Source organism: Serratia sp. T13T92 (assembly GCF_047530105.1).
GTDB lineage: Bacteria > Pseudomonadota > Gammaproteobacteria > Enterobacterales > Enterobacteriaceae > Chania > Chania fonticola.
Genome location: NZ_JBLJAK010000008.1, coordinates 104,569 through 121,774 on the forward strand (window position 1 = coordinate 104,569; position 17,206 = coordinate 121,774).

Consider the following 17,206-nt stretch of genomic DNA (forward strand, 5'->3'; position numbering starts at 1 on the left):
GTTTTTTAAAAGATAACCAAGGAAATATGATGGCCAAGAAAAAAGTATTACTTACTGTCAGCAACGTTAGCAAGAGCTTCCAACCTACGGCTCAAAAATCACATTTGGTCCTTAGTGATATCGACCTCAAAGTCTATGATAATGAAGTAGTCAGCGTATTAGGGAAATCCGGCTCGGGCAAATCCACCCTACTGCGGATCATCTCAGGTTTGATATCTCCTGATTTTGGGGATGTCATGCTGGGTGAGAAAAAAGTCTCAGGCCCTAACCCACAAATCAATATGGTTTTCCAGAACTTTGCTATTTTCCCTTGGTTAACCGTTTATCAAAATATCGCCTTTGGATTGCAGGCACAGCATTATTCCCAAGACACCATCGACAAGCAGGTGATAAAAATGCTGAACCTGATTGGTCTGGAAAAATACCGCAATGCTTTTCCACGAGAACTTTCCGGTGGTATGCGCCAACGGGTGGGGTTTGCCCGTGCACTCGTCGTTGAACCTGCGTTGCTGCTACTGGATGAACCTTTCTCTTCCCTGGATATTTATACCGGAGAAAATCTACGCAACGACCTAATGCAGATCTGGTCGACGCGGCAAATAAAAACTCGCTCCATGATTTTAGTAACCCACAGCATAACAGAAGCCGTAATGATGTCAGATCGGATTATTTTGCTAGGTTCAGAACCCGGTACCGTGACCGGAAATTATGAAATCACCCTACGGCGTGAGGAGCGGAACAATCGCTCAATGCAAAGCCTGATCGAAGAAATCAGCGCTGAGCTAAGCCAGCAAATTGCTACTTCGGCCTATTAATTAAAACCAGGCCCTGTGTAAACGCCACTGAACCGTGTTTACCAAGGCATAAAATCAATTTCTAATCGCTGTCTGGCAGATGAAAAGTCTGCCATTTTAACTACCTGTTTATCAAGAGCTACCTTTTTATCGGTGTTTCATGATAAGCAGATAACATGTTGGCTTTTATCATGCATTTTATTCAAACATTAATAACGCTATCAACGGCATCTTTACTTGGCGCAATTATTGGCTATGAAAGACAGTTCCGGCAACGCACCGCCGGGTTACGCACCAATACACTTGTTGCCACCAGCGCAGCTATTTTTGTACATCTGGCCATGACCATTGATGGCAGTGGGGGTGCGGTAAGAGTGATTTCTTATGTGGTTTCTGGCGTCGGTTTTCTCGGAGCTGGGGCAATCATGAAAGAAGGAATGAATATCCGCGGCCTGAACACAGCGGCTACGCTTTGGGGATCGGCAGCCGTCGGTACCTGCGCGGGTTGCGCATTATATGGAGATGCTCTGGCCGCTACGTTATACGTACTGGCTGCCAATACACTGCTGCGCCCGATCGTCAATATGGTCAACAAACAACCCTTCAGCGATGTTAACGGTGAATCCACCTACCAGATCTGCGTGATTGCATTTGAACACGAGCAACGCGAAGCGTTAGCCAAATTCAAAAAGGTGATGCAAGCCGAAAACTGCTTTATCTCGCACCTGGATATCGAGCCTTTTGGCGATGATGACGTAGAGATCACCGCAACTCTCATGCCCGCCTCTGTCACTACTACGGTACTTGATAAAACCGTCAATACTTTACTTGGCGATAGCATGATGAAGCAGGCCTATTACAGCAGAATTTGTGGCTCTGGTTAAAAACGTCACGTAGGGCCCTTTTACACCGCCAATTAAAACATGAATGAAGAGAATTATTATGAAAAGTATGCCGAAATTATCTCACCTGACTACTTTTAAAGAAATTGTTTACTGCGGTAGCTTACATGAAACATCAAAAAAGCTGGCTATTTCACAACCGACACTCAGCCGTATTATTAAAGAACTTGAAGAAAATATAGGCTCGCGTCTTTTGGAACGCAGCAACCGCGGTGTCCGGCTCACTGCGGTAGGCGAAGCGTTTTTTCAACGCATTGACGCTATCACCAATGAGTTAAGAAATACCATTTATGAATTCCGTGGACTGAAAGAAACCGGAGAGAAATTCTTGCGCCTAGGTATGAGCACCTATCCACTGCTATGCTATCTCCCCGACGCACTTGAGATCTTTAATCAGCGTTATCCACACAGCCGCATTATCGTGATTGAGGATTGCCCCGAGGGGTTGGTTGCCAAGTTGAGAAATAACGAACTGGATCTGGTAGTCTGCAACCTCAGCGAGGGGATTAACTGTGTCGATCTGGTAACGCAGGACTTCAAATGTGAAACGTTTTCGCTTTATCAAGGGAACAATCAGTCCTCTGATGAGCTGCCGCTGGACGAAACAAAGTGGGTAGTCCCGCATTCCTGTACTGCCGGCCGTCTAGCGATGCAAGACTCCTCTTTCCCGTGCACGCAGCAGGGTCATGTCGTGGAAACTGATTCTTTCCTCGCCACCTGGTGTCTAGTGAAACAGCAGGGTTATCTCGCGCTATTAAGCGATCGTATCGTGGCACATTACAGCCCACAGGTGAACCTCAAGAAAAAATCTGCTGAAGATATCAATATCAGCGCATGCTTTTATATTATTAAACGTGACGAGCCCATGACATCGTCCATTACTAGCGATTTTACCGAGATCCTGATGGCGATGTGAACACGCGGAAAATCACCTGGCGAAGTGGTGCAAGCGCCTAGAAAGTAAAGACCTGAAGGCCATCTGAAAACGAAAAACCCCAAGCTCATGGGTAAATGGGTTTTGCGTTACGTTAACCCAACTGGAGTGCCATTTTTCTAGGAAACTCGGGTCTATTCCGTCAGTGGAATGTACTGAATGCGACGCGTTATGAAAAAACGGCGAGCTCAGCCCGACAGAAAGCGATGTGATTTTCAACCTGCAGCGTGGTCGAGTAAAGGTAAAGGGGCGTGTTCATCAATTGAACGTCGCCCCTTATCGATTTACCACCATGCCCTCTCCTGATTATTTATACAAATCCGCGGTGCCGTAAACATGGTTATTAACGGTAACTGAAGTAATGCGATAGGCACTGGCCCCTCGCTGTTGCGCATCTGCGGCTATCATCTGTTCAAAGCTGCTCAACGTTGTCGCCTGGCTGGAAACCTCTCCGATTTTTTGCAACCCTTGTGCAGCACTACTTGTCACCGGCATGGCGGCCATGACACTGCTGCTGGCTGCGGCCAGTACCAAAGCCAAGATTACATTTTTCATCATTAAATCCTCTCACTAGCTGGATAATAACCGGCAGCAAAGGCCGCCGACGGGATTACGCTTTTACTGGCTCATGGCATCCTTACCGGTTTGCTGTTGCTTACTCATCGGCTCTCTCCTGCCCCCATATCACTTTGATGTGAGAAGTATTCAACGAATTTGTTCCCCAAGACCTCACGCAAAGTTAAATAAAATGTGATCACTGCCAAGGTGGGGGGTGTGTAGACTTCAGTAAGACCTGTAAATCGCGGTGGGAAAAACGGAAAAGGCAAAACCATCAATGGAACCGGAAGAGCGCACAGTGAATGCCGGGTCCCTCAAATACCGGCCCAATACCAGGCAAGCAAGGGCAAGGGCAGTCAACATTCAATGGCATACTAAACATCGGCACAAACAAAAAACCCCAAGCTCTTACGAGCTTGGGGTCTGTATTTGGCGGAAGGACAGAGATTCGAACTCTGGGAGCTGTTACACTCGACGGTTTTCAAGACCGTTGCCTTAAACCACTCGGCCATCCTTCCAATGGGCGCAGATATTAACGGTACCGTCATGAAATGTCTATCGTTTTGACGTAAAAAAATGCGTCAAAACGCTCGTTCGCTTAAATTTCAGGCCGATTGCGGTTAAAAAAACCAGAGCCCCGCATCAGCGAGGCTCTTTTCGGACAATAAGCAGGCAGTTATTTAGGTTGGGTATCGTACTCTGAACAACTCTGATAACCCTTGTTCATCACGTGGCCCGTGTCGTTGAAGCTGACAAAATAGGTCTGTGCTTTGCCGTCCCGTGGTGCCACGGCATAAGTATCACAGGTACCCTGCGCATGGATCAGGCTGGCTGAGGTTGATGGTGGCCCGGCAATTGCGCGTACTTGCTGTTTCGTCATCCCGACTTTTACATCGCTTACCACAGGCTCGTTAACATAGCTCGCGGCCCTGTCGTAAGTGGTACACCCAGTCAGTACAGTAAATAGAGCCGCAGTGCATCCGGCCAAAACCAGTTTCATTGTCATAGCTTATCTCCTTAGCATGCTTATTGTTATCTAAGTGTAGAAGCTAAAAGGCTTTTATGCCAATAATGCGTTGCCGCTGTTAATAGTTGGCCCAGATACCCGGCGTCACCAGTTCCAACAGATGGCCATCCGGATCGCGGAAATAAATGCTCTCCGCGCCCTGCTCCCAACGCATACGCCCTTCTATCTCAACACCGTGTTCGGCCAACTGCTGCTCCCACAGGGGTAACTGGGCCTTGCTCACGGCCAAGCCAAGATGTTGAGGGCCGCTGCCGTCATGAGGGGGAATATAACCTCCCGGATAGTGAGCACCGTTCAGCGAATCTCCGGCAACAAACAGCAGCAACACGCTTTGATCGGAGATGTTATAGGCCCGGAAACGATCGTTCGCGACCATCGCTGGCAGTTGTAACACCTGCTGATAAAAGGCTGCGGCACGTTCGATATCGTTAACATACAGCACCGTCTCAATCACACGCTCAATCTTAAGTTCCATACCAACCTCCTGATTTATCGATTTATAAACAGGGTAGGCAGGTACGGACTCAGCAGAATAGCAATCAGTGCCGCGTGAAGATCAATCTGTGCGGCTGGCGAACGGGCAAAAAAAAACGCGGCCCGAAGGCCGCGTGGTCACATTCACGGTATTGCTTAGAACTGGTAAACCAGGCCTACAGCAACCACGTCGTCGGTATTGATACCGGCTTTGTCGGTAAATGTGTTGTCGTCCAGCAGGTTGATTTTGTAGTCAACGTAGGTGGACATGTTTTTGTTGAAGTAGTAGGTCGCGCCCACATCAACATATTTCAGCAGATCTTGGTCGCCGTAACCGCCGCCAATGTCCTTGCCTTTAGACTGCAGGTACGCCACGGAAGGACGCAGGCCGAAGTCGAACTGGTATTGTGCAACCACTTCAAAGTTCTGTGCCTTGTTCGCGTAACCGTACAGAGAGCTATTGCTGTTGCCGAAACGGGTAGCATTGTAAGACTGGGTATACATTGCTGCCAGGTAGACGTTGTTGGCGTCGTATTTCAGACCGCCGCTATAGCCTTCGGCTTTGTCACCACGACCCAGAATGGAAGAGGTGCCGTTAGGGCCACCGTTCTGATCGTTGGTACGGTCAGAGCTGAAGAATGCACCGGCAGCACTGATGCCATAGCCCAGATCGTAGGATACGGACATACCGTAGCCGTCACCGTTCTGGTTCAGGACATCACGGCCATTGTTGCTTTCTTCACCGTTGCCGTTTTTACCCTGATACTGCAGGGCAAAGTTCAGGCCATCAACCAGACCGAAGAAGTTGTTGTTACGATAAGTCACAACACCGCTGGTACGTTGGAACAGGAAGTTGTCCGCGCCATAGGTATCGCCACCGAACTCAGGCAACACGTCGGTCCATGCGCCGATGTCATACATCACACCGTAGTTACGGCCGTAATCCAATGAGCCGTAATCGCCGAATTTCAGACCAGCGAAGCCCACACGGGTGAATGCGTCATTTTCGTCTTCAGTTTTGTTCAACTGAACCTGATATTCCCACTCACCATAACCGGTCAGTTGATCGTTGATCTGAGTTTCGCCACGCAGGCCAAAACGCATGTAAGACTGATCGCCGTCGGTTTTATCGTTGTCGGAAAAATAGTGAAGACCATCGATTTTACCGAACAAATCCAGTTTATTGCCGTCTTTGTTGTAGATTTCTGCTGCACCTGCTGTGCCTGCCATCAACAGAGCTGGGACGATCAGGGAGAGTACTCGAAGTTTCATCGTTATTATCCTCTTAATTATGTCGAGCTACGGCCACTGCTCTTCTGAGCATTATTAGCGCGACTGTGAATCACCATTCTGGTAACAAGGGCTATATTAATCCAGAAAGAAAATGATACCAAGTATCCGATAGTGTTTCATACCTATATTTAAAAGTTTCAAAATGTAAATACTGGCGAACTTTAACAAAACATTACCGACAAACAAAATAAAGCACCGAAAGATAAAAAAATAAATTAAACCTTACAAAACAATGCAATATACAAATCTTTATAAAAATAAAGATAACAGTACAAAAGTATCAAACAATAAGCACGTTGTGCCAAAAACCGTTGCAATACCTGGGGCTATAATCACCCCGCTATCATCATTATTTTCATTATTACCTTCATTATCCGTATGATAATTTTTGTAGTTACGACCGGCCTCTGGCCGGTTTTTTTATACCCAAAATCAGCACACAAATCGTTCCAATAAAGCATTTTATGCACAAATTTAATCACAAATAGATATCATAAACATGATCAACCACCGCACTAATAGCTAAATTAACAATGAAAAACCACCAACAAATTAACCAGTGAATAATTTTCCGCCGCTCATCGTTTAAATAGCCAGCGATCACATGCAAAATAGCAATGAATCCTGCATCAATTCTCCCGATAATATATTTGTTACCTTGAGAAACTATTTCACCCTCATCAGCGAGTGATCTAACACTGCTCCTCCCCCCTGATGGGCTACACGGTTAACGCGAATCCTTTCGACCCCGATCACAGATTGTGATAAAAACAGGGGTTCATTTAAGCCACTATCCAGAGCCGATCCCGATACCGACATGACAGTCACTTGCAATGAACAAATTAAGCCCGGTGTGCCCGAGCAGAATGCAACCCGCCTGGCCTTTTTTATCGCCGGACTGGCGATGGCCACCTGGGCACCGCTGGTGCCTTTTGCCAAAACGCGTATCGCCATAGATGACGGTTCATTAGGCCTGCTGCTGCTATGCATCGGGGTTGGCTCGATCATGGCAATGCCGTTGACAGGGCTATTGACCGGCAAATTTGGCTGTCGCCGCGTGATCCTGCTGGCGGGTATCGCTCTGTGCATCGATTTGCCACTGCTGGTGCTGATGGACTCCACCTTGGGGATGGCATTAGCCTTACTGCTGTTCGGCGCAGCGATAGGTATGATTGACGTGGCCATGAACATTCAGGCCGTGGTGGTCGAACGCGCCAGCAATCGTGCCATGATGTCCGGCTTTCACGGTTTCTTCAGCATTGGCGGGATAGCCGGTGCGGGTGGCGTCAGCGCCCTATTATGGTTGGGGCTAGGCCCGCTACAAGCCACTCTGATCGCCGTCGTCGCCATTCTGGCTCTGCTACTGATTGCCAGTAAAAACCTGCTGCGTGAAAGCGGCGGAGATAAAGAAGGCCCGATGTTCGTTCTGCCACGTGGCTGGGTGATGTTCATTGGCCTACTGTGCTTCATCATGTTCCTGGCGGAAGGCTCAATGCTCGACTGGAGCGCGCTGTACCTGACCACCATGCGCGGGATGGATCATAACCAGGCTGGGTTGGGGTACGCCTTGTTCTCCATTGCCATGACGATCGGCAGGCTGAATGGCGATCGCGTGGTGAATGCCATGGGCAGATATCAGGTACTGTTGCTGGGTAGCCTGTGTGCGGCCATCGGCCTGGCGTTGGCTATTACCATAAACAGCGCCATAGCCTCTTTGATTGGTTTTATGCTGGTCGGGGTCGGAGCATCCAATGTGGTCCCTATTCTGTTTAGCGCAGCTGGGAACCAACGCGTCATGCCTGCCAACCTGGCCATCGCTTCGGTCACTACGGTGGGCTATGCCGGTATTCTGGCTGGCCCGGCAGTGATCGGGCTAATCGCCCAGATCTCCAGCCTGACGTTTGCCCTGGCCTGTGTCGCGGCATTACTGCTGATCGTCACTGCCAGCGCCAAAGCGGTCACTCGCTAATTTCAGGAATGCGTAGCCATGTTGCAAGATAGACAACTGACCATAAACTCCCGCTACATCACCCGCAGCTTTTGGCTGTTTGTCGTGCTGCTGGCCATGGCCATTGGGTTGTACAGCTATAACTACACCAACGCCTATCTGACGGAGAAAAAACATGCCGTCAACACCATCGCCAACATGCTGCAAAAGCGTATCGACAGCTACCGCTCTCTGACCGAGCAAATCTACGACAAATTTGGTAATACCGCGTCGCTTCCTGCTGAGACCAACCTGCAGGAAACCCGACTGCGTCCGGATGTATATTATGTTGAGAAGCGACGCAGCAAAACCGATGCGGTCATTTTTGGCAACCACGACAACGCTACGCTGGCTACGGTTGCCAATATCTCGGACTTCCTGGATAACCGCTGGGGAACCGAGACCGAAAACTATGCGATGTATTTTCTCAACGGGCAAGATAACAGCCTGAGTCTGGTGACGACCCAATCGCTGAAAGACCTGACCTCCCGGTTGAAAGAAAACTACCTGACTACGTCGGTGTCAGACCGCCGCACTGAAATGCTGCAACAGGCCAATATGCTGGACGAACGCGAGAGTTTTTCCGGCCTGCGCAAACAGCGCTTCCAGAACGCCTATTCGTTTTCGATCCGTACCACCTTTAACCAGCCGGGGCATTTGGCCACGGTGATCGCCTTCGACCTGCCGATTAACGATATCATTCCGCTTAATATGGCCCGCTCCAACTTCCTGCTGCTGCCCGATAATGAAGAGATCGACGACAGCATGGTGCCGAGCGAAACGGCAATTAACGCCCAGGCGGCCCTGAAAGGCAGTTGGGTTGAATTCAGTGTTGCCTTGCCCAACTCGCCGTTGCAGCTGATTTACCGCGTTTCAGCTTTCAATCTGGCGATTGACCTGCTGCGCAATAACATCTGGCTACTGGCGGTCAATCTGCTGTTGCTGACGCTATCGATGGTGGGCATTTATTTCCTCCGCCAGCAGTACATCCGCCCCAGCGAAAATATCGCCGCCGAGCTGGATCTCCAACGCTCGCTCAACCAGGAAATTGTCGCCAGCCTGCCTTGCGGGTTGCTGGTCTATGACTTTGCCGATAACAGCGTGATTACCAGCAACAAGATCGCCGAACATCTGTTGCCACATCTCAGCCTGTCCAAAATTGCCCATATGGCGGAGCAGCATCACGGCGTGATCCAGGCGACGGTCAACAACGAAGTCTATGAGATCCGCATCTTCCGCAGCCAACGAACGGCAGAAACCTATCTGTTCCTGCTCAACGATCAGGATAAAGAAGTGATGGTGAATAAGCGGCTGCAACAGGCCCGCCGCGAATACGATAAAAACGTGCAGGCCCGTAAGTTGATGCTGCATAACCTGGGGATCGAGCTGAATCAGCCGGTGCGGCAAATGCACGAACTGGCCGCGAGCCTGTGCCAACCATCAGATGCCGAGCAGCAACAGACATTGCTTAAACAGCTCAACCTGGCTTCGGCATCGGTATTGGATCTGATCGACAATATCACCCTGCTCACCAGGCTGGAGACACAGGATTGGCAGCCGGTACGTCAACCTTTCAACCCCACTGAACTGCTGGATGAACTGCTGCTGGACGTGCTGCCAGCCATCAACCAGAAAGGGCTGGCGCTGTTCAATCACGTTAATCTGGACGTCAACCAACAGTACATTGGCGATGCTGGCGCACTGCGCAAAATCCTTTCATTGCTGCTGCGCTACGCCATCATCACCACCGCCTACGGCAAGATCACCCTGGTGGTGGAACAGGAAGCCGATCGCCCTGAACACCTGGTATTTCATATCAATGACACCGGCACCGGCATTTCCAATGAGGAAATTAGCAACCTGACCTACCCGTTCCTCAGCCAAACGCTGGTCGATCGCTTCGACCACGGCTCTGGGCTGACGTTTTTCCTGTGTAATCAGCTGTGCAAAAAACTCAATGGCCAGTTGGATATCCGCAGCAAAATCGATATCGGTACCCGCTATACCATTCGTGTCACTATGGAGCAGGAGAAAACAGAGGAACAGGCAACGGAGAAGTTACTCGATGGAGTAACGGCGCTGCTGGATATCACCTCCGACGAGATCCGCCGTATCGTGACTCAACTGCTGGCGGGCTACGGGGCCAACTGCATCGTGGCCGAGGAGCACCAAAACAGCCGGGAATATGATGTATTACTGACCGATAACCCGCAGCAGGCCGACAACTATACGTTGCTGCTAACCAGCGATGAAGCGGGCTGGCAACAGCTTGATAAAGGCTATATTCGCGTCAACTATAACCTGCACAATGCCATGATCGACGCTGTTCTGATCTTGATAGAACACCAGATGGCGGCACAAGAGCTGGAAGAAACCCCTGTAGGATCGCTGGCAGAAAGCGCCCAAGTGTATGAAAAACAATTGAGATCAAGTGATTACTATGGTTTGTTTATTGATACAGTACCCGACGATATCAAAAAACTGTATACTGAGGCGGGCAGCGGTGATTTTGCAGCGCTGTCTCAAACCGCACACCGCCTGAAGGGCGTGTTTGCTATGTTAAATCTGCTTCCCGGAAAGCTTCTGTGTGAGTCGTTAGAACAGCACATCGCGGACGGTGATGCGCTCAAGATCGAGAATAACATCAGTCAGATTGATTTTTTCGTCAGTAGACTGCTGCAGCAAGGTAGCCAACAACATGAATAACCTGAACGTAATTATTGCCGATGACCATCCTATCGTACTGTTTGGCATCCGGAAGTCACTTGAGCAAATTGAGTGGGTGAATGTCGTTGGGGAGTTCGAGGACTCTACAGCACTGATCAACAATCTGTCCAAACTGGACGCCAACGTCCTGATCACCGATCTTTCGATGCCGGGTGACAAATATGGCGACGGCATTACGCTGATAAAATATATCAAACGCCACTATCCGCAATTGTCGATCATCGTTCTGACCATGAACAACAATCCGGCCATTCTCAGCGCGGTGTTGGATCTGGACATCGAAGGCATCGTCCTGAAACAGGGTGCGCCTACCGATTTGCCAAAAGCGCTGGCCGCATTGCAGAAAGGCAAGAAATTCACGCCAGAGAGCGTCTCGAAGCTGTTGGAAAAAATCAGTGCCAGCGGTTACGGTGACAAACGCCTCTCTCCGAAAGAAAGTGAAGTGTTGCGTCTGTTCGCCGAAGGTTTCCTGGTGACCGAAATCGCCAAAAAACTGAACCGTAGCATCAAGACTATCAGTAGCCAGAAGAAATCAGCCATGATGAAACTGGGTGTTGATAACGATATCGCACTGCTCAACTATCTCTCCTCCGTCAGTATGACGCAGTTGGATAAAGACTAAAGTTCAACGGGTGCAGCATGCGGCGCCCCTGAACCAGCATTGTTATCAATCTAAAGGGCGCTCTTAGGCGCCCTTTAGTATTTATACCGTTTGCGACTCAGCCCTAAGCCGTCGTACCCGTTGACTGTAATAGCCCAGCGACTGCTCCAGCGTCTCCAGCGTGACCGGTTTCGACAGGCAGTTATCCATCCCGGCCTCAAGACAGCGCTGTTTCTCTTCTGCCAGCGCATTAGCCGTTACGCCAATCACCGGGGCAGTGAAATTCGACTGGCGCAGGCAACGTGTCAATTCATAGCCATCCATATTCGGCATATTGACGTCAGTCAATACGATATCCACCGCATTGCGTTCCAGTACGCTGAGCGCATCGACACCATCATTGGCGGTAATCACCTGATAGCCCAACGATGACAGCTGATCGGACAGCAAGCGCCGGTTGATCGGGTGATCGTCCACCACCAGCAGGCGAATATCCCCGTTGTCGGCACTATTGGCCTTAACCGGTAACGGTAGTTGCACCAACGCCTTATCGCTTTCGGTAACCACGCCAAACAACCGGTTCAACAGCAGGATGGCATCCCGTGGCGTGGAGGTACTATGCAGCCAGTAACCCGGGTGCGTTTCCAATGACGGTCCGATGTGCGCAATGGAGAATTCAATCTGTGCCAACAGCGGGGTATCCACCTGCAAAGGATAATCGCTGAGCAGAACATCCCCTGCTGCGGTTTGCTGCCCCTCATAACGTAATACCGTGGCGCCGAAGCCGCCAAGGATCGCCTGCAGATAGCTTTCCAGCCGCTGATTACGAATTTGCAGCCACAGGTTTTTGCCCTGCCAGGTATCGCTGGCCTGCGGCGTCGGGAACTGCGCCCCAAACAGCGGAATGCGAATGGTAAACAGGCTACCGAGGCCAGGCTCGGACTCCACCGCGATATCACCGTCCATCAGGTTGATCAGTTTTTCACAAATCGCCAGCCCAAGCCCAGTGCCCTGGAAATGGCGCTGTACCCCGCTGCCAACCTGGAAGAAGGGATCAAACAGGCGCAGGACCTCTTTTTCTGGAATGCCGACGCCGGTATCGCGAACGCTGAACTCCAGATAGCTGTCACGGGTGCAGACCTGCAGGATAATACAGCCGGTGTCGGTAAACTTGATAGCGTTATTCAATAGGTTAGACAAGACCTGTTGCAAACGCACGGGATCGCCATTGATACGTTCAGGCACACCTTGTTCAATAAAACAGTACAAACCGAGCCGCTTTTTCACCACCAGCGGCAAGTAGTTGCCCGCAATGTGGGTAATGACTTCGAGGCAAGAAAACTCACGGGGTTCTATCTTCAACTGCTCCGACTCAATCTTGGAGAAGTCCAGGATGTCGCTGATGATCTTCAGCAACAGCCCCGAGGAGTTGTTCATCGCATTGACCAGGCGATCGACTCCTTGCGGCAACGCCTTGGTCTGTAACAGATCCAGGTTGCCGATAATCCCGTAGAGCGGCGTGCGCAGCTCATGACTGACGGTGGCCAGGAACATCGATTTGGACTGGCTGGCCTGCTCCGCCGCCGCGGCCATTTCCTGCAGCGACTCTTCCATTTTGACGCGGGCACTAACGTCAACCAGCACGCAGATAGCCACGTCCTCATTGCGGTAACGGGAATGCACAAAGCTGATTTGCAGATTGTTGTTATTACTGGTCATCACATCTACAAAGTTGACCTGCTGTTCGCAGATAATGCGTGTAATACGATCCCGATCCTCGTTGGTCAACAGGTTGATATAGTTATGCGCCAGTTCATTACTCAGGATGTTGGTACCATCACTGATGCGCAGAATGCAGATACCCACCGGCGCCGAAGCCACGATTTTGCGGTTGAACTGTTCATGCTCCTCCAACCGGAAGGCATTCTCTTCCGCTGGCAGGAACATTTTGCGTTCGAACAACCACGCCAGGCTGAACAACACCACGGCCGACAACAGGTTAAGCAGCACCGCATTGAGGATCAGTACCTTGAAGCGCTCCACCACGCTCTTCACCGGCAATGAATACACGATGCTGAGCGACGAAGGAGGCAGCGCCTTCTTCATGATTAGATCCTGGTAACTGTCGACATAGCCAAAATAGGTGTGTTCCTGCGGATAAACATTGAGCGAAGAGGCGTAGCGATCGCCATTGGCCAGTCGCAGCACCGATTCGTTGTTCTCATCCAGCAGATTAACCCCCACTGGCAAGTTGCTGGTGGTGACAAAGTCCTCCAGGCGGATCGTCTGTTCAATCCCCAGCAGCGCTTCCAGCTTGTTGCCGACATAGACCGGCGTCATCACATACAGATAACCTACATCAGGCCGCTGCTGGCTGGGGCTGATCCAGTAAAGGTTATTGTCTTTCTCCGCGCTGTTGGCGGCGTTACGGTATTTAAGGATGCGCTCATGGAGCGCCTTGAGCACGTTTTGCCGATCGGTGATGCCGTTGCTGCTACCGAATTCCGTCATGCACAGGCTGTCACTGCCGATAAAAAACACCCGGTTCAAATCATAGGCTGCGACAAAGTTTTCTTTCCAGTATTGGATCAGACTGTTTAACGAGGTGATCGAGTCACGGTAGTTGGAATTCAGCGCACAGTTGGATTCCGGGTACAGCGGTTTCATCTCCGGCTGGCTGTCTTTGCCATTCATCATGCCGGTGAACAGCTCGAGGCTCCCTACCGTGCCGTTGAGGCGGTTTTCCGCCATGTATTTGATGTCGCGGATGATATCCGCCGAGTGGCGAATGTAGCCCTGAGCCTGGTCAAAGTTGAGATTATATTCCTGCCTGATATCGGATTCTTTCTCATGCACGATATCCAGGATATAAAACGTGGTCAGCAGCGCACCCAGCGACCACAGCATGAACGCCAGCACCCGAAACAGATAGCGGGAAATTTTTAACGTGGTACGGAAAGAGGCTAAGTATTTCAAGCAGGTACCATGCCAGAGTAAGAGGTGACGAGCATAATCATAGCAAAACAACGATCCCGTGCAGCATCGACAAGTGATTACAGTAATTAAACCATACAACTGAAAAAGGGCCTAGCATCGCTGCCAAGCCCTTTTTGATCCACCCAGATTATACGGCCAAGGCCGTGTTATTTAGGCGTTCTCGTCATCCACATCGTCTACGGCGCCGGTATCCTCATCACCCTCATCGAGTGGTGTGGTATCTTCTTCCGCTTCTTCCGCGCCCGGTTCAAGGCTATCAAGCTCTTCATCTTCAACCGGTTCAGCGACGCGCTGCAGGCCAACGACGTTCTCGTCTTCCGCAGTACGGATCAGGGTAACACCCTGGGTGTTACGGCCAACCACGCTGACTTCCGCGACACGGGTACGCACCAGCGTGCCTGCATCGGTGATCATCATGATTTGGTCGGTAGTTTCGACCTGCACAGCCCCAACAACCTGGCCATTACGCTCGCTGACCTTGATGGAGATAACCCCTTGGGTCGCACGCGATTTGGTCGGATATTCCGTTACCGCAGTACGCTTGCCGTAGCCGTTCTGCGTCACGGTCAGGATATCGCCTTCACCGCGTGGAACAATCAGCGAAACTACACGATCGCCTTCGCCGAGATTGATACCGCGAACGCCGGTAGCGGTACGGCCCATCGAGCGCACCTGCCCTTCTGGGAAGCGCACCACTTTACCGTTGGCAGAGAACAGCATCACTTCGTTGCTGCCGTCGGTCAGGTCAACACCAATCAGCTCGTCACCCTCGTTGAGGTTAACGGCGATGATGCCAGCGCTGCGTGGGCGGCTGAACTCGGTCAATGCGGTTTTCTTCACGGTACCGCTAGCGGTAGCCATGAACACATGGCGGCCTTCTTCGTATTCACGTACCGGTAGAATGGCGGTGATACGTTCGTTGGCTTCCAGCGGCAACAGGTTGACGATTGGCCGGCCACGGGCACCACGGCTGGCTTCAGGCAGTTGATACACCTTCATCCAGTACAGGCGACCACGGCTGGAGAAGCACAGGATCGTGTCGTGGGTGTTGGCCACCAGCAGACGATCGATAAAGTCTTCTTCTTTAATACGGGCGGCTGACTTACCTTTACCACCGCGACGCTGCGCTTCATAGTCGGTCAGAGGCTGATACTTCACGTAGCCCTGATGCGACAATGTCACGACCACATCTTCCTGGTTGATCAGGTCTTCGATGTTGATATCAGACGTGTTGGCGGTAATTTCGGTACGGCGAGCGTCACCGAACTGATCGCGCATGGCCACCAGTTCTTCACGGATCACTTCCATCAAGCGGTCTGGGTTTTCCAGAATAAAGATCAGCTCAGCGATGATGTTCAGCAGCTCTTTATACTCGTCCAGCAGCTTCTCGTGCTCCAGGCCGGTCAGTTTCTGCAAGCGCAGATCCAGGATCGCCTGAGCCTGTTGCTCGGTCAGGTAATATTTACCGTCACGGATACCGAACTCTGGCTCCAGCCACTCTGGGCGTGCAGCGTTGTCACCGGCACGTTCCAGCATCGCCCCAACGTTACCCAGATCCCAAGGTTGCGCGATTAACGCAATCTTCGCTTCTGCCGGAGTCGGCGCGCGGCGGATCAGTTCGATAATCGGGTCGATGTTGGCCAACGCAATGGCTAACGCTTCCAGGATATGGGCACGGTCGCGGGCTTTACGCAGTTCGAAAATGGTACGGCGGGTCACCACTTCACGGCGGTGGCGCACAAATGCACGCAGAATATCTTTCAGGTTCAGCAACTTTGGCTGGCCCTGATGCAGTGCCACCATGTTGATACCGAAGGTTACCTGTAGCTGAGTCAGCGAATACAGGTTATTCAGCACCACTTCACCCACGGCGTCACGTTTGACTTCAATCACGATGCGCATGCCGTCTTTATCAGACTCGTCACGCAGCGCGCTGATGCCTTCAACACGTTTCTCTTTCACCAGCTCGGCAATTTTCTCGATCAGGCGCGCTTTGTTCACCTGATAAGGAATTTCATGCACGATGATGGTTTCGCGGCCGGTTTTAGCGTCCGCCTCTACCTCGGCACGGGCGCGGAGGTACACTTTGCCACGGCCAGTACGGTAGGCTTCTTCAATACCACGACGGCCATTGATGATTGCCGCCGTCGGGAAGTCCGGGCCTGGGATGTGTTCCATCAGCCCTTCAATGCTGATGTTTTCATCCTCGATATAGGCCAGACAGCCATTAATAACTTCAGACAGGTTATGCGGCGGAATGTTGGTCGCCATGCCCACAGCGATACCAGACGAGCCGTTGACCAGCAGGTTCGGGATCTTGGTTGGCATAACGGCCGGGATCTGCTCGGTACCGTCATAGTTTGGCACGAAGTCGACGGTCTCTTTTTCCAGATCCGCCAGCAGTTCGTGGGCGATTTTCGACATGCGCACTTCGGTATAACGCATTGCTGCGGCGGAGTCGCCGTCCACAGAACCGAAGTTACCCTGGCCGTCCACCAACATGTAACGCAACGAAAACGGTTGGGCCATACGGACGATCGTGTCATATACCGCGCTGTCACCATGCGGGTGATACTTACCGATCACGTCCCCAACGACACGGGCCGATTTCTTGTATGGTTTATTCCAGTCGTTACCCAGTACATTCATCGCGTACAGAACGCGGCGGTGCACCGGCTTCAGTCCATCACGAACATCTGGCAACGCACGGCCGACAATAACGGACATCGCGTAATCCAGATACGAGCTTTTCAGCTCTTCTTCGATATTTACCGGTGTGATTTCTCTGGCAAGGTCGCTCATGGAGCTGCTATCCCTCATACTGAATGATTCATCTGCCTTGGCGTAGTGCCAAAGGTGTAAAACTATATCACAAAGCGCGCTTTACGGGGAAATTACCGGCGCTGTTTCGC

At 51.1% G+C, this 17,206-nt stretch carries 12 protein-coding genes and 1 tRNA gene; 6 read left to right on the top strand and 7 right to left on the bottom strand.

The window, feature by feature from the left end:
• Nucleotides 1-29 precede the first annotated feature (29 nt).
• The 3 genes from ACMV5I_RS11175 to ACMV5I_RS11185 all read left to right on the top strand — a co-directional run bounded on the left by ACMV5I_RS11175 (nucleotide 30) and on the right by ACMV5I_RS11185 (nucleotide 2,612).
• Nucleotides 30-815 (top strand): ABC transporter ATP-binding protein, encoded by a 786-nt coding sequence (locus tag ACMV5I_RS11175; protein WP_414824371.1) that lies wholly within the window; start codon nucleotides 30-32, stop codon nucleotides 813-815.
• Between the two features lie 155 nt (nucleotides 816-970).
• Nucleotides 971-1,678 (top strand): MgtC/SapB family protein, encoded by a 708-nt coding sequence (locus ACMV5I_RS11180; RefSeq protein ID WP_414824372.1) that lies wholly within the window; start codon nucleotides 971-973, stop codon nucleotides 1,676-1,678.
• Between the two features lie 58 nt (nucleotides 1,679-1,736).
• A complete protein-coding gene (locus tag ACMV5I_RS11185) occupies nucleotides 1,737-2,612 on the top strand; it encodes a LysR family transcriptional regulator (protein ID WP_414824373.1) in 876 nt (291 codons plus the stop codon).
• 324 nt (nucleotides 2,613-2,936) lie between these two features.
• Here the strand turns inward: ACMV5I_RS11185 and ACMV5I_RS11190 are convergent, their stop codons facing one another.
• The 5 genes from ACMV5I_RS11190 to ompC all read right to left on the bottom strand — a co-directional run bounded on the left by ACMV5I_RS11190 (nucleotide 2,937) and on the right by ompC (nucleotide 5,961).
• Nucleotides 2,937-3,188 (bottom strand): YdgH/BhsA/McbA-like domain containing protein, encoded by a 252-nt coding sequence (locus ACMV5I_RS11190; RefSeq protein WP_370454313.1) that lies wholly within the window; start codon nucleotides 3,186-3,188, stop codon nucleotides 2,937-2,939.
• Between the two features lie 430 nt (nucleotides 3,189-3,618).
• Nucleotides 3,619-3,706 (bottom strand) — tRNA-Ser (locus ACMV5I_RS11195).
• Between the two features lie 158 nt (nucleotides 3,707-3,864).
• On the bottom strand, nucleotides 3,865-4,194 hold the full coding sequence (gene osmE, locus ACMV5I_RS11200) for an osmotically-inducible lipoprotein OsmE (protein WP_021805952.1): 330 nt from the start codon (nucleotides 4,192-4,194) through the stop codon (nucleotides 3,865-3,867).
• Between the two features lie 79 nt (nucleotides 4,195-4,273).
• Complete coding sequence (locus ACMV5I_RS11205) at nucleotides 4,274-4,690, bottom strand: VOC family protein (protein ID WP_121607363.1); 417 nt, start codon at nucleotides 4,688-4,690, stop codon at nucleotides 4,274-4,276.
• Between the two features lie 155 nt (nucleotides 4,691-4,845).
• A complete protein-coding gene (ompC, locus tag ACMV5I_RS11210; protein WP_046808380.1) occupies nucleotides 4,846-5,961 on the bottom strand; it encodes a porin OmpC in 1,116 nt (371 codons plus the stop codon).
• An 838-nt stretch (nucleotides 5,962-6,799) separates the two neighbouring features.
• On the opposite strand from ompC, the gene ACMV5I_RS11215 reads away from it, so the two are divergent.
• From ACMV5I_RS11215 to rcsB, 3 genes are read left to right on the top strand one after another with little or no spacing between them, the layout of a single operon-like run.
• Nucleotides 6,800-7,951 carry an MFS transporter gene (locus ACMV5I_RS11215; RefSeq protein WP_414824374.1) on the top strand — a complete coding sequence of 384 codons (1,152 nt, stop codon included), beginning with the start codon at nucleotides 6,800-6,802 and terminating at the stop codon, nucleotides 7,949-7,951.
• Nucleotides 7,952-7,972: 21 nt separating this feature from the next.
• Complete coding sequence (rcsD, locus tag ACMV5I_RS11220) at nucleotides 7,973-10,675, top strand: phosphotransferase RcsD (protein ID WP_121609009.1); 2,703 nt, start codon at nucleotides 7,973-7,975, stop codon at nucleotides 10,673-10,675.
• Complete coding sequence (gene rcsB, locus ACMV5I_RS11225; protein WP_021178490.1) at nucleotides 10,668-11,318, top strand: response regulator transcription factor RcsB; 651 nt, start codon at nucleotides 10,668-10,670, stop codon at nucleotides 11,316-11,318. Before rcsD ends, rcsB begins: the two co-directional genes overlap by 8 nt.
• A gap of 81 nt (nucleotides 11,319-11,399) precedes the next feature.
• On the opposite strand, the gene rcsC is transcribed toward rcsB, so the two are convergent.
• Together rcsC and gyrA are read right to left on the bottom strand one after the other, a co-directional pair.
• Complete coding sequence (rcsC, locus tag ACMV5I_RS11230; RefSeq protein WP_141132609.1) at nucleotides 11,400-14,273, bottom strand: two-component system sensor histidine kinase RcsC; 2,874 nt, start codon at nucleotides 14,271-14,273, stop codon at nucleotides 11,400-11,402.
• Between the two features lie 171 nt (nucleotides 14,274-14,444).
• Nucleotides 14,445-17,096 (bottom strand): DNA topoisomerase (ATP-hydrolyzing) subunit A, encoded by a 2,652-nt coding sequence (gene gyrA / locus ACMV5I_RS11235; RefSeq protein WP_024485995.1) that lies wholly within the window; start codon nucleotides 17,094-17,096, stop codon nucleotides 14,445-14,447.
• Nucleotides 17,097-17,206: the final 110 nt, after the last annotated feature.

What these genes read in the sequence shown, in the direction of transcription:
- gyrA (WP_024485995.1), bottom strand. Translation starts at nt 17,096, where the DNA reads ATGAGCGACCTTGCCAGAGAAATCACACCGGTAAATATCGAAGAAGAG.
- rcsB (WP_021178490.1), top strand. Translation starts at nt 10,668, where the DNA reads ATGAATAACCTGAACGTAATTATTGCCGATGACCATCCTATCGTACTG.
- osmE (WP_021805952.1), bottom strand. Translation starts at nt 4,194, where the DNA reads ATGACAATGAAACTGGTTTTGGCCGGATGCACTGCGGCTCTATTTACT.
- ACMV5I_RS11205 (WP_121607363.1), bottom strand. Translation starts at nt 4,690, where the DNA reads ATGGAACTTAAGATTGAGCGTGTGATTGAGACGGTGCTGTATGTTAAC.
- ACMV5I_RS11185 (WP_414824373.1), top strand. Translation starts at nt 1,737, where the DNA reads ATGAAAAGTATGCCGAAATTATCTCACCTGACTACTTTTAAAGAAATT.
- ACMV5I_RS11175 (WP_414824371.1), top strand. Translation starts at nt 30, where the DNA reads ATGGCCAAGAAAAAAGTATTACTTACTGTCAGCAACGTTAGCAAGAGC.
- ACMV5I_RS11190 (WP_370454313.1), bottom strand. Translation starts at nt 3,188, where the DNA reads ATGATGAAAAATGTAATCTTGGCTTTGGTACTGGCCGCAGCCAGCAGC.
- ACMV5I_RS11215 (WP_414824374.1), top strand. Translation starts at nt 6,800, where the DNA reads ATGACAGTCACTTGCAATGAACAAATTAAGCCCGGTGTGCCCGAGCAG.
- ompC (WP_046808380.1), bottom strand. Translation starts at nt 5,961, where the DNA reads ATGAAACTTCGAGTACTCTCCCTGATCGTCCCAGCTCTGTTGATGGCA.
- ACMV5I_RS11180 (WP_414824372.1), top strand. Translation starts at nt 971, where the DNA reads ATGTTGGCTTTTATCATGCATTTTATTCAAACATTAATAACGCTATCA.